Source organism: Nitrosomonas aestuarii (assembly GCF_003046585.1).
Lineage (GTDB): Bacteria > Pseudomonadota > Gammaproteobacteria > Burkholderiales > Nitrosomonadaceae > Nitrosomonas > Nitrosomonas aestuarii.
On the sequence record NZ_QAAE01000002.1, the window covers coordinates 304,643 to 318,045 of the forward strand.

The following is a 13,403-nucleotide window of genomic DNA, read 5'->3' on the forward strand; positions in this document are numbered from 1 at the left end:
CAAGGGTATGCGAAATTGTATATTTGAGCCTGTTTTTACATCGCAGTAGCAATGCAGCAAATTGTTCAACAATCGAACGTTGGTTCGCATCAATAGCATATCTTTACAGAGTTCAGATAATACGCTCTAATCAGTTATTATGAACACCAGTCATTTCATCAAAACGAATACTTCTACTTGTCAGATGAGCATTGTTCAGTGGCAAGATGCAGCACCATCGCTGAGAGCAGTCCGGGAATCGGTTTTTATTCATGAACAGCATGTACCGAAAGAACTGGAATGGGATACGTTTGATCCAGTGAGCACACATTTGCTTGTGACCAGTTCTGCAGGTGAACCGGTAGGTGCCGCGCGGCTGTTGCCAGATGGTCATATCGGCCGCATGGCAGTATTAAAAACCTGGCGTGGAAAAGGTATCGGCAGTGCTATGCTGCAGCGCTTGCTGGACGAATCCAGACAACGCGGCATGACAAAAGTTGCATTGAATGCTCAGGTTACAGCAAAATCTTTTTATGCAAAGTTTGGATTTCAGGTTGTCGGCGAAGAATTCATCGAAGCAGGCATGTCACATATCAAAATGTTTTTAAAATTATAACGGGAAAGTTATTTTCTCCCGGATTCCAGCCATTCGCGCTCCAATATATCGGAAGCTTCTTTCCATTGACTTGTTGCCCGTTCCAGCTTTTTGTTGGCTTCAGCGGATTTCTGTCGGGCAGCTTCGGCATCCTGCTCAACATCGGCTAATCGTTTTTTCGCTGCCTGAAGCTCTCTTTCGGCAAATGCGACATCTTTTTCCAAGTATTCAGCTTCTTTTTTAGCACTTATCATTTGCTCATAAGCCGCGTTCGCACGCAGCTGGAGCTGTTGCAACTGTTCGCTAAGTCCGGCATGGGTTGTAGAAATGTACAGACCGGACAGAAATAAAATAATGAATATCTTCATTTGAATCCCTTAATTAATACGCTGCTAGTACTCACTTGGTATGGATCTATGAGTTGTTGCGTGCGCGTCGCGCCTTTCTTGTGACGTAAGATCCTGTGGACGCTGTAATCGTCATCACTCAGTTGATGGAGTAGGAGTATTGTTTGTTCGATTTCAAAATTTAAGATCATCTGCGTATTTAACCTCATAGTCAAGAACGGCCAGATGTTTTTTTGCGTTTTAGTTGTGATGAAGAGACAATTCACATTTTAATTGCTATTTCTACTGGAGCATCGGCCAAAAAATGAAACAACTTCTTAATCCGATAAAAATCGTACGTCACCTCAAGCGCTTCATTGTAACGGTTTCCGGCTTGTGGCTGATTTTACTGGCGGTACCGACTTATGCAAGCTGTGAGGGCTGCCTATGTCCTGGCGATCCCTGTCAATTATGTTCCTTGCCTCCCATGGAAAGTGAACCGCCCAAACCAGACGAACCAGAAGTCTGCGCCAGAATCCGCGCAAAAGTGCCCCCCACATCCGCACAACCCGGTTCTAATGAATATTTTCCCAGTCTGGACAGATCAACCGCCGCCTGTGTCGCTGAAGGTGGAGATGTCATCCGCAACCGGCGGCGCAGCGATGAATTTCCATCCCGGTTTTATTGCAAACCCCCGATACCGATTCAACGCTGATAAGTGTAATCTATCAGATAAGCAAACATGCAAGACGGGTGTATACCAGCACAAGGAGACGTGCTTTAAAACGGGTCGGAATAGGTTTTTACAACAAAAAAAGGAAACATCAGACTTGGTGACAACACTGGTTCAAGTTTATTATGATCCCATCAGGCTCCCAGAGGCAGGTTGATAAATGAGAACATCATTCCTAAGGCATCTGTCTAAAAATTCGTGTTTACATTCTAAATGTCGTCTTTAGATAATGAGTTATCAGAATTGTCGATGCGAGTTACCAACAACTGGTCTACTTTATAGGCGTCGATATCTACCACCTCGAACTTAAATCCAGCATAATTAACAAAGTCGGTGCGTTTTGGGATTTTACGTAACATATACATCATAAAACCGGCGATCGTTTCATAATTCTGGCTATGCGGAAATGTTTCAATACCAAAAGCCCGCATCACATCAGTAATTGGTGTTACGCCATCAACTAGCCAGGAATTGCTGTCACGAGCGATAATCTGTTCTTCACTCTCATGCAATGACCAATCGCCCATAACTGCGCGCTGAAGATCATTGGTAGTAGCAATGCCAACTACTAAGGCATACTCATTCATCACTACCGCGAAATCAGCACGATTATTCTTAAAATACTCCATGGATTCAGACAGGTTTAACGTGTCGGGGATTATCAAGCAGTTATGCACCAGCGGGCTGTCCTTCAGCGTAATATTCTCGCCATTAATGACTCGAAGCAACAGTTCTTTGGCATCGACAAATCCTTTAATCATGTCAAGTTGGCCATCACAAACCAAGAATTTGGTGTGCGGTTCTTCGGCAATTTTACGCTTGATGTCTTCTTCGCTGTCTTGCAATAAAAAGTAAACTAATCCCTCCCTTGCTGTCATGGCAGAAGTGACAGGAACAGTTTGCATTCCAAATACATTTTCCATTATTTGTTGCTTGTCTCTATCTAATACCCCTGCTTCAGCACCAGCACTCATTACAGCATAAATATCATCTGAGGTAATTTCATCCTTGCGCGTCGTTTGTATTTGAAGCAGACGAAATATCCCCGTCGCTAACCCATTAAATAGCCAAACCAGAGGTTTCAGTATGGTTATACACTTCATCATAGGACCAACAAGTATTACTGCTACCCGCTCAGGGATTGTCATTGCAATACGTTTAGGCATAAGGTCAGCTATTAAAATAAATAGACTGGTAACCATAGCAAAGGAAAGAGCAAAGCTCACCTGCGTCAGCCAAGGATCGTTTAGCCATGGCGCGAACAACATCTGGAAATAAGGAGTAAATGCTGATTCACCCACAATACCGCCCATAATGGCCACCGCATTGAGCCCAATTTGTACGACAGTAAAAAAATTGCCTGGATGTGATTGTAAATGCAGCACTTTTTCTGCTCTGGTATCCCCTTCGTCCGACATCTGGCGTAAACGCATTTTCCGGGCGGCTGCCAGTGCAATTTCTGACATAGAAAAAAAGCAGCTAATAGCAATCAGTCCTAGAATAATCATAGCACTATCAAAAAAACTCATCTAACACCTTAATTTCGATATTTTTTAACGATGTAATGCAAACCCATATTTTGCGAAGAATCATCTTCTGAATACACGCTTGTGTAGGAAAAATAGTGTAACTTAATGAATTTACATCCTGATTACGAGTATAAATTTGCAATTGTAATCAACAGTATGAAACGCTGATTATATCTGCTTATTATTTTTCAAGCTGCGAAAATACGCGTAAAAAATTTGGCACAATGCCATGTTTTTGTTGAACCGAAACACGTAATTTCCGTTTTTCGCCTGTAGCTGTCTGATGATTTTTTGTATTAATACGTGACTTAGTAATTCTCTTCTTTAGCAAATTGATTAAAATGTTGTATCGCACTTTTAACGCTGTTTTTTTATTTCGTATGTATGCGAAACCACATATTACCTGATACGGGTTTTGCTCTAAACAGCATAGATTGGCTACTGTTTTTGCATAAATGCAAACAATCAGGAAAAAAGACAATTCACGTTTTGAAGCTGTTATGCGTGAATTGAAAAAAGTCATTTCCGAATGTCGCCAATTAGTATCTAAGATCACAAAAAGTTGCTGGATAACAATGGTCATCCAAGCCGGTATTTATGGGTCATACGAAGGCAATCTCTGGTTGATAGACCTATTTTTGAATCCGCCTCTGAAAGTCATATTGCCATGTGCTATTCAATTGATCGGCTGTCGTTTAATAATATTTCGCAAAGTGCGCGATCCGAAACCCGAAGTCTGTCTCGAAGTCGATAATCAAGTTAACTATTGCCATGATTAGTTTATAATCGACCAGGTTACCAAGTCACAGTGTGCCTCCCCTGATGAGAGAGGTATTTTGAAATATGATGCAATGAACAATCTGAACAGCCTGCGCAAAACAAAAATCGTTGCGACCATTGGTCCGGCCAGTGATTCACCCGATATTCTAAAAGAGATGATCGCAGCAGGAATGAATGTCGCTCGCCTGAATCTGTCCCACGGCACTATCGAGGAGCACCAGGCCCGTTTGGACTTGATCCGTGATACTGCCGACGCGATGGGCGTGCAACTGGCTATTATGGTCGATACTCGAGGCATTGAGATTCGCACCGGCAAGCTGAGTGGCAGCCCGGTAGAACTGGTGCGCAGTACGAAATTTACTTTACACACAGATGGGCGCATCGGCACCGGTGATGGTGTCTCTGTGACCTACAGAAATCTGCCGAGTGAAGTAAAGCCGGGAACCCCGATCCTGATTGATGATGGCGCCATCGAACTAGAAGTTACTTCGGTTGCAAATAACGAAATCATCTGCCAGGTCGTCCATGGCGGTGTCTTGAAGGAAAATAAAAGCGTCAACCTGCCTGCTACCGAGCTGGCGGTTAATGCGGTGAGTCCTGAGTTCAGAGATGACATTGTCCGCGAAGTCAACTTCGCTGCAGAAAATGACGTGGACTACCTGGCTGCATCTTTCGTACAAAGCGCGGAGGATATCCACCGTATCCGTGATATTTTTCTGGAGACGGAACGTCGTACGCCGATCATCGCCAAAATCGAAAATAAGGCCGGCATCAAGCACCTTGATGAAATCGTGAAGGCAGCGGATGGGGTGATGGTGGCACGCGGTGACCTCGGCGTCGAGCTGCCGTTGGCAGAGGTCCCAGGATTCCAGAAAAAAATCATCCGTACCACGGTAATGAACGGCAAACCAGTGATTACCGCTACCGAGATGCTCGCCTCCATGGAACGCAACCCCAAACCCACCCGCGCCGAGGCCAGCGACGTAGCCAACGCTATTCTTGACGGTACATCGGCAGTTATGCTCTCGGGGGAGACCGCGGTAGGCAAATTCCCTGTTGAAGCGGTGCGCACCATGTCCATTCTTGCCCAGCGGGCAGAGGCATCACTGAACGAGTATGGTTATTTACAGAAAACCCGCATGGACCCGGTAAATATCATTCCCGAGGTAGTCAGCCAGTCAGCGGTAAACATGGCTGAAAAGCTCAAAGCCGTTGCCATTTTCAGCCTTACCGAAACAGGCTTCACGTCCCGGTTAATCTCCAAAAATCGCCCTGACTGCCCGATCGTGGCGGTTACCTATTCACAGCTTGTGGCGCGACGGCTGTCCATGAACTGGGGTGTAATACCATTACTTTGCGAAGAGGGTAGTGACGACAGTGCCAAACTGGAATTTGCTGTAAGCCGAGCCAAGGAGCTTGGCTACATCAAAGCAAAAGATGTCGTGGTCGTGACTGCGGGAACCCAGCATCGAGTCGGCGGCACGGATCTTATTCGTGTACTGAAGGTGTAAAATCCCCTTAATCTACGCGTGAATGATGCGGGCTGTATACTTGCATTATTTGAAAGGCTATTTTGTTCTAATGTCGGTGGGTGGGAGTCGGGAGAAATGGTCGGGCAGCATGCTCACCCGTCAAAACCGTATCTTCTGGAGCATGCCGGGCTCGTCTCTAATGTCTATTATGCTTCTATGTTCGTAATTACAGTAATACTTGCTGATACAAGCAGGACAATAGCAGCGATTAGATAAACGCTTATCTTGTATGGTTCACCCATAAAACGTTTCTGTGCAAAAACAATTAACACTGAGAGCGCGGGCCAGAAGGCATTTATTATTACTGTTTTGGTTACGCCAATCATTGTAATAGATTTGAAAAAACAAGCATATGCGAAAGAAAAACTTAAAATTCCATGTATAGCAAACGGTGCTATCCAAGTGAGGGTGCTTTTCACTAGAAATTGTTTTAATGAAGGAAGAATGATAATTAGTACCAGTAACAAAGATGAAGCCAGCGCAATAAAGCTATTGTCTAGAGCGTTCGCTTCTTGAAAACCAAGCTTTACAAATACTTCCCCTGTTGCCCAAGCCATTGCTGTCAACAAACCAAACAGAAGAGCGCGTATGGAAAAATTTGCAATCCAAGCAGCTTTTACGAACATTAATAATCCGATGATTATTAATGCAATTGCTATAATGGATGATTGTTCAATTGTTTCGCCAAGAAAGAAAGCTGCAAATAGAATTGAAAAAAGCGGTTTTACCTTAGCAAACTGCGATGCTAGTTCTGCCCTAACTCCAAACGCATGTGTAGAAAGATAATACAGTCCTGTCGCAATTGGAAAAGTAAATACTCCAGATAGTATGATATACACATTAATGTTGTGAGCATCAAATACATCGTTACTTGTAAAAGGATAAAGCGACAAAGTTCCTGTAATGAGTGCACAAAAAAGAGCAATGAATGTAGCCGAACTACGATTTTCCTCTGGAAAATTCTCCATCCCACGATTAACAATGGGAGCTGAAATCGCCCATAATAGTGCACTGATAATAGCGTAAGAGTACTCAGGCATTTGAAATTAACAAAACAATGGGTACAAGCATCAGAAGCCATAAAAAAATTCTAAAGCTATTATTCATAATATTCTGTGTTTCTTGATTATTTATCGGGATATCTGGAAACCAATGATAATAGCCAATAAAAAAAGTGACTCCAACGGCAAAACATCCCGCAAGCGGATCATGATAAGCGGCAAGAAATATAATGCCTAGTATCATGCCTAACATTCCGAAATATCTGGGGTTAATAGTTGACTGATAATAATGTTGCAAGATTAAATGTCTGTCACGTGCGGTATAAAATTTGTTGAATACCACATCCAAAGCATCAACTGATATTACAAAGCAAATAAAGGATACAATTGAAGAAAATCCGGATAAATACAACATTCCATTTTCGATAAAAGTTGCGTCATTGGAGTTTGCACTGATCAGATTGCTAACTCGATCCATGAGCAAAACTGTAACCGCGATTAGGATAGCTAATACTTGCATGCTCGTGCTTGATTTCCGCCGGAATGAATCTTCAAGCCCAATCTGAGCTATCTCTTTATTTGAATTTTTCCATTGAATGCTGCTCTCTGACAAAAGCCTTCTGAGTGATCTAATTTTAAAAATTGTTGCTTGCCTGGATTTATAATCAAAGTTATAGCTGGCGCTCCTTTTGTGCGAATTAAAATAAACAATCCAGGATGAAGTAAATAAAGAAATATAAAGAAGAAAAACATAGTGACTTACTTCAAGTGAGATAGAGTATCCCGCGATATGTAAAATAAAAAATAAAAGAACAAAAAAATATGTGACAAAGAAAAAAGTTATCAATATCCAAGGATATGCTGGTTTTAGGCGGGCATATTCAACAATACCTGCTTCGGAGTCATCTTTCTCAAGATTTTCTCTTCTTTCTGGGTGTCCACAGTGCAGACAAATATCAGCCTTCGGACTAATAACAGATTTACATATCTTGCAGCGTTTTTTCTGGTTAAACATATTCTTTTTATCGCCCCGTTGATTGTTTCTCGATAACTCTTACTTTTGTTATCTTGCACATAGATAGTCGCTGCTGAAATACGCGAGAGTTTTTCAGCAGCGACTAAATACTAAAAATAATGTAATAACAACTAAACTGGAAAGATTGAATGCAATTTCCTGAGAAAAACTGGCACAATTTCAGCGCTGGTTGACATTTAGGTTGTATTTATGCACAAATATACACATTATCCTTAATTGCGAAACAAAAATAGGGGGTAAATTACGTTGTCCTTTATCAATGTTATGTAGCAGTTATCTGTAGAATGTTCAATAAGCAGTTTGATTTTCCTCACCCTGGTTAAAACTTAAACCTGCTCTTTCTCCCAATGAAAGTTATTTCAAAGCACCCTCATTCCAGAAGGTGCTTTTTCTCGGCTCAATAAATTCATTCAGTATATCTCGTGTCCATTATCCTGGCCGGTTCGCATTGACGCATTAAAAATCTTACTTTTTAGATCACGTAGTCTTCGCCTGAGTTAACAGTTTTCAGCCTTTCCTGAAGTCGAATACGCTCAATTTCTCCCTGATTAACAAATATAGTTTTGCCGGGCATAAAGCTGTGTCGTACGGGTTGAGGCATGACCTGCATTCCTGGCCACCGTTTCAATATCCCTGCTATGTTGCAGAGAGTTGGTGATGCCGGTGTCCCTAAAGCTATGGCAGCTCTGTTTCTTAATTTTCTGGTGAGTCATATGAAAAACGTTCTTCCGATCAATGACCCTGTCAGTTATGGCATTGCCGCGACGACTTAAGCTGCGGAACAGTGACGTATTGCGCGCATCTTCTATCCGGCGGCAACAATATATTGTTCAACGAAACCGGCGGTTCTATGGTGCGCAGCGGCCTTGCTTGATTTTCCACCTTTTTCATGCAGAATAAATCAGGATTTACTGCCTTGCTGATAAAAAGTCTTTGACCTGCATTTTAGTTGATGCACTGACGCGCGCAAAAGAATAAACCATGAATCCCAGAATAGCCCGGTCACTCAGATCCGATAACTTACCTGTACTTAAAGATTCAAGCAGTTCAGGTACTTCATGCTCATCAAGGATTGTTGTTTTGCCTTCTCTAACAACGTGTTTCGGTCCGTGCACCGAAGCTGCCGGATTAAAAGACATCACCTGACCGATGACCAGCCAGGCAATTAGCATGTTCAAAGCTGCGAGGTGCTGTTTCACCGAAGGTGCTGCATAGGTGTTGGCAAGGTTTCTCCACATTTTTCACACCAGTGCATAAATAAGGCCGCCACACGATAATATGCCGACCGGTATCAACAACCAGGTGTCTTTGCGTCTTGGAAAATGTTACGTTAGCCTAAGGTCAGTACATTTAATGTTTTGGCAGATCTGCGAGAGTTAACTTGGCAATACCAGTACGAACTTTGAGTGAAATTGATACCCATCGATTAAGGGGCTGGCGAACTAATATCGCTGGCCCCTTAAACATCTACCTGTTATTAACGTTTGCCTATACAGCCCAACCTAGATCAACTACAAACGATGGCAGGATATCAACCACTTCTCCAGGAATAACCTGATCGTAACCTGATAGCTCGGCCAGTGAAGGTGAATCAATTCCAGCAGCTTGTGCATCTGCAAGCGATACATTAAAGTAAACATCAGTCATGTCGACTGTTGTACCGTTTGTCAGGGTCGCTGAGCTGCGCTCCAAATGAAGGTTGTCCTGAGCATCAATGAAAGGTAACTCAGTAAACGCTACCGCTAAGCTTTCAATACCAACATCAGCTAGGCTTGTTAGCTCACCTGCATCGGTTTTATGGTTACCGTTGGCATCCTGCCAAACCAATAGGCTGGAAAAATCAACGTCATCCACATTAACCATTCCATCACCGTTACTGTCGAAAGAAGCCAGCTTGGCAAAACCGTCACCTTTATTAGAACCACCAAATAATTCGGAAATATCGTCAATAACGCCATTGCCGTTAGCGTCAATAGCCAAGAGACCATCATCACTACCAACCCAGCCTGATTTTATTGCACTGCCAGTGCCAAGTAGATCAAATGTGCCTTTAGAATCAACCCTGGAAACGGTTTCAACGCCGTCTCCATCCAGGTCAATTACGATTGGCGTGATACCAGCGTCCCAGCTCATATCATTCTCGCCAGTTTCAAGATAGGTCCAGTCGGTATACGTCGTATCTTTTGAGAATTTATATACATCACTGTCTATTTTGTCGTTATTACCGGCATCCTTGCGTGCCCAGTACCAGTCGCTCATATTAAAGTTGCCGCCCCAGCCGCTATCATGCCGCACACCAGCTTTATCAAATTTGACGAAATAGTAACCTTCATCCAAATTGGTAAATAGATAATTACCGTTACTGTTCGTGCTGGTATGTGCCACGACATAATGATTGCGGCCGTTCCAACCATATAATGTTGCAGTAATACCACTAATACCAGGTTCGTTTGAATCTTGAATGCCGTTATGATTCATATCTTCCCACACGCGATCACCAATGGAAGCTTTCTGAGACACTATACCTGCATCCCAGGAACGATCGTGCTCACCTGCATCCAGTGTAGTATTGGCCATGACCCCCCAATTTAACGGGATCGTTGAAGTTTCTAAAACATCAGAATCCAAATTATCATTTGAACCCTGATTAGGTGTAGTAAATTGGTAGCCAGTTGGCAAAGTGGATTCTTTTATGTCAATTTGGTAATCACCCGGCATGAGATCACTAAATAAATAATCGCCATTAGCATTAGTAGTAGTCTGTGCAATAATGGTGCCGCCATGCCCATCTGTAAAATTTGCTGCGCGTAACATGACGGTTACTCCAGCGACACCTGTCTCACCGTTATCCTGCAAGCCATTTCCGTTGTCATCAAACCATATTTTGTCTCCAATGCTGGCTTTCAGTGTGGCCGGCGGGTTTGCGTACCCGCTGGTATCACTGTCGCTGACACCGTTTGCCGTGACGGTTGCTACATTCAGGTATTCTCCATTGCCAACAGACTCGGACACAGATGTGTTCAGTTTTTTGAGCTTGAACTCGTCATTGGAGCCTTCGGTGTAGGCGGAAATCACCAGGGTATCACCCGTCAGTCCGCTGTCGTTGATGTCAGCCCAGCGAGAATTGTTGCTGCTGGTGAAGTTATTCTCTTTGGTGAAGCTTTGGAGTAGGCCGTCGCTTAGGGTGGAAATGTCAGCCCCGTTACGATCGCCGATCCAAATTGAGATGTCGCTGTCATTTACAACATATTCAAGGAACGTCTTGTCGACAGTGATGTCTTTGTTAAATTCGAACAGGAGATAGTCTACCTGCGTGCCGTTATCGACTCGATGATTGCTGCCACTCTCTCCGGAATTTGTGACTCCCAGGCCGCCATCATAGATACCCACGTAACCGGTGTTCCAGTCTCCAGAGGCGCTTCGGCTATGTGCACTGGCATCGACAGTGACCCCGTTTGCGGTGAACGTGCGGATGTTTCCGTTCGAGCCTGTAGTACTGGAAGAGCCCGAGAAAATGAAGTTTGCATCAGAGGTCGTTGTGACGGATAGATCCTGTGCTGCCATTGTGGCAGAGGTATAGATCCACGTTTCCCCTACACTCAGAATACCATCTGAACCCACATCACTGGCTGTGACCAATGCCGGGATGAAGTCGTCGGCCAGGTTGTCAGGCGTTCCGTTATCATCCTTGACCAATACTTCCGCTTGTGAGAAGGCTACATTGCCGGTGTTAGTCACATCGTAAGTGAAGGTGACATTCGCGCCGGCTGCGATTTCTGGCAATATGTTGAGATCAGTGACATCAATGCCATTGACAAATTTCTCGATGTCGATGCCAGGGGTTGATACCGAGTTAATGTACCCGCTGGTATCACTGTCGCTGACACCATTTGCCGTGACGGTTGCTACATTCAGGTATTCTCCATTGCCAACAGACTCGGACACAGATGTGTTCAGTTTTTTGAGCTTGAACTCGTCATTGGAGCCTTCGGTGTAGGCGGAAATCACCAGGGTATCACCCGTCAGTCCGCTGTCGTTGATGTCAGCCCAGCGAGAATTGTTGCTGCTGGTGAAGTTATTCTCTTTGGTGAAGCTTTGGAGTAGGCCGTCGCTTAGGGTGGAAATGTCAGCCCCGTTACGATCGCCGATCCAAATTGAGATGTCGCTGTCATTTACAACATATTCAAGGAACGTCTTGTCGACAGTGATGTCTTTGTTAAATTCGAACAGGAGATAGTCTACCTGCGTGCCGTTATCGACTCGATGATTGCTGCCACTCTCTCCGGAATTTGTGACTCCCAGGCCGCCATCATAGATACCCACGTAACCGGTGTTCCAGTCTCCAGAGGCGCTTCGGCTATGTGCACTGGCATCGACAGTGACCCCGTTTGCGGTGAACGTGCGGATGTTTCCGTTCGAGCCTGTAGTACTGGAAGAGCCCGAGAAAATGAAGTTTGCATCAGAGGTCGTTGTGACGGATAGATCCTGTGCTGCCATTGTGGCAGAGGTATAGATCCACGTTTCCCCTACACTCAGAATACCATCTGAACCCACATCACTGGCTGTGACCAATGCCGGGATGAAGTCGTCGGCCAGGTTGTCAGGCGTTCCGTTATCATCCTTGACCAATACTTCCGCTTGTGAGAAGGCTACATTGCCGGTGTTAGTCACATCGTAAGTGAAGGTGACATTCGCGCCGGCTGCGATTTCTGGCAATATGTTGAGATCAGTGACATCAATGCCATTGACAAATTTCTCGATGTCGATGCCAGGGGTTGGCGTTACTTCACCGAAGTTGTTATCAGTGCTGTTTTCACCTGCATTAACCGTGATCTGGCTAATGGTTTCGTTAACGTCTGTGTTGCCACCGGTGCTGCCGGCTGTCTCCTTGCCATCATTTTTACCAGCAGGCTGGGTGGGTTCTACGACACTGTAAGTGCCTGCATCCAGGCCTGTGAACGAATAGGAACCATCTGCGGCAGTGGTGGTCGTGCTGATCACAACGCCGGCGGCGTTCAGTAACTGAATCGTCACACCGTTCAGGCCCACCTCGCCGGCATCTTTAACGCCATCATCGTTATCGTCGCAATAAACAAATCCCGAGATTGATGCGGGTTCTGGTGGCGGGAGGACTTCACCGAAGTTGTTATCAGTGCTGTTTTCACCTGCATTAACCGTGATCTGGCTAATGGTTTCATTAACGTCTGTGTTGCCACCGGTGCTGCCGGCTGTCTCCTTGCCATCATTTTTACCAGCAGGCTGGGTGGGTTCCACGACACTGTAAGTGCCTGCATCCAGGCCTGTGAACGAATAGGAACCATCTGCGGCAGTGGTGGTCGTGCTGATCACAACGCCCGCGGCGTTCAGTAACTGAATCGTCACATTGTTCAGGCCCACCTCGCCGGCATCTTTAACGCCATCATCGTTATCGTCGCAATAAACAAATCCCGAGATTGATGCGGGTTCTGGTGGCGGGAGGACTTCACCGAAGTTGTTATCAGTGCTGTTTTCACCTGCATTAACCGTGATCTGGCTAATGGTTTCGTTAACGTCTGTGTTGCCACCGGTGCTGCCGGCTGTCTCCTTGCCATCATTTTTACCAGCAGGCTGGGTGGGTTCTACGACACTGTAAGTGCCTGCATCCAGGCCTGTGAACGAATAGGAACCATCTGCGGCAGTGGTGGTCGTGCTGATCACAACGCCGGCGGCGTTCAGTAACTGAATCGTCACACCGTTCAGGCCCACCTCGCCGGCATCTTTAACGCCATCATCGTTATCGTCGCAATAAACAAATCCTGAGATCGATGCGGGTTCTGGGGTGGGTTGCACTAGCCCTGCATCAATAGTTTGATTGGATTCACCCGCTGCCAGGCTGATAATATCGCTTAATCC

General features: G+C 44.9%; 12 protein-coding genes. 4 read left to right on the forward strand and 8 right to left on the reverse strand.

Going from position 1 to position 13,403, the window contains the following annotated elements:
* The first annotated feature begins 184 nt into the window (after positions 1-184).
* Positions 185-595, forward strand: a complete 411-nt coding sequence (locus tag C8R11_RS03065) for a GNAT family N-acetyltransferase (RefSeq protein ID WP_107794444.1) — start codon at positions 185-187, stop codon at positions 593-595.
* 8 nt (positions 596-603) lie between these two features.
* Here the strand turns inward: C8R11_RS03065 and C8R11_RS03070 are convergent, their stop codons facing one another.
* The gene (locus tag C8R11_RS03070; protein WP_107794404.1) at positions 604-942 is read right to left on the reverse strand and encodes a hypothetical protein; all 339 of its coding nucleotides are present in this window, start codon (positions 940-942) and stop codon (positions 604-606) included.
* Positions 943-1,225: 283 nt separating this feature from the next.
* Here C8R11_RS03070 and C8R11_RS03075 point away from each other — a divergent pair, with 283 nt between their 5' ends.
* The gene (locus C8R11_RS03075) at positions 1,226-1,615 is read left to right on the forward strand and encodes a hypothetical protein (RefSeq protein WP_107794405.1); all 390 of its coding nucleotides are present in this window, start codon (positions 1,226-1,228) and stop codon (positions 1,613-1,615) included.
* Between the two features lie 227 nt (positions 1,616-1,842).
* Here the strand turns inward: C8R11_RS03075 and paeA are convergent, their stop codons facing one another.
* Together paeA and C8R11_RS16005 are read right to left on the reverse strand one after the other, a co-directional pair.
* On the reverse strand, positions 1,843-3,162 hold the full coding sequence (gene paeA, locus C8R11_RS03080; protein WP_107794406.1) for a polyamine export protein PaeA: 1,320 nt from the start codon (positions 3,160-3,162) through the stop codon (positions 1,843-1,845).
* Between the two features lie 181 nt (positions 3,163-3,343).
* Positions 3,344-3,745 (reverse strand): hypothetical protein, encoded by a 402-nt coding sequence (locus C8R11_RS16005; protein ID WP_107794407.1) that lies wholly within the window; start codon positions 3,743-3,745, stop codon positions 3,344-3,346.
* Positions 3,746-3,998: 253 nt separating this feature from the next.
* Between C8R11_RS16005 and pyk the strand changes: the two genes are divergently transcribed.
* The gene (gene pyk, locus C8R11_RS03095) at positions 3,999-5,453 is read left to right on the forward strand and encodes a pyruvate kinase (protein ID WP_107794409.1); all 1,455 of its coding nucleotides are present in this window, start codon (positions 3,999-4,001) and stop codon (positions 5,451-5,453) included.
* A 167-nt stretch (positions 5,454-5,620) separates the two neighbouring features.
* Here the strand turns inward: pyk and C8R11_RS03105 are convergent, their stop codons facing one another.
* The 3 genes from C8R11_RS03105 to C8R11_RS16880 all read right to left on the reverse strand — a co-directional run bounded on the left by C8R11_RS03105 (position 5,621) and on the right by C8R11_RS16880 (position 8,112).
* Positions 5,621-6,514: an EamA family transporter gene (locus tag C8R11_RS03105; RefSeq protein ID WP_107794411.1), complete on the reverse strand. Its 894-nt coding sequence runs from the start codon at positions 6,512-6,514 to the stop codon at positions 5,621-5,623.
* Entirely contained in the window at positions 6,507-7,490 is a 984-nt protein-coding gene (locus C8R11_RS03110) for a hypothetical protein (RefSeq protein ID WP_107794412.1), read from the reverse strand. Before C8R11_RS03110 ends, C8R11_RS03105 begins: the two co-directional genes overlap by 8 nt.
* Before the next feature lie 493 nt (positions 7,491-7,983).
* Positions 7,984-8,112 (reverse strand): hypothetical protein, encoded by a 129-nt coding sequence (locus C8R11_RS16880; RefSeq protein ID WP_280523855.1) that lies wholly within the window; start codon positions 8,110-8,112, stop codon positions 7,984-7,986.
* Between C8R11_RS16880 and C8R11_RS16610 the strand changes: the two genes are divergently transcribed.
* A complete protein-coding gene (locus C8R11_RS16610; protein WP_244907524.1) occupies positions 8,111-8,284 on the forward strand; it encodes a hypothetical protein in 174 nt (57 codons plus the stop codon). The two genes, C8R11_RS16880 and C8R11_RS16610, sit on opposite strands and share 2 nt — an antisense overlap.
* A 135-nt stretch (positions 8,285-8,419) precedes the next feature.
* Here the strand turns inward: C8R11_RS16610 and C8R11_RS03120 are convergent, their stop codons facing one another.
* Positions 8,420-8,749 (reverse strand): hypothetical protein, encoded by a 330-nt coding sequence (locus tag C8R11_RS03120; protein ID WP_107794414.1) that lies wholly within the window; start codon positions 8,747-8,749, stop codon positions 8,420-8,422.
* Positions 8,750-8,999: 250 nt separating this feature from the next.
* A partial coding sequence (locus C8R11_RS03125; RefSeq protein WP_280523856.1) for an SdrD B-like domain-containing protein occupies positions 9,000-13,403 on the reverse strand: 4,404 nt, incomplete at its 5' end.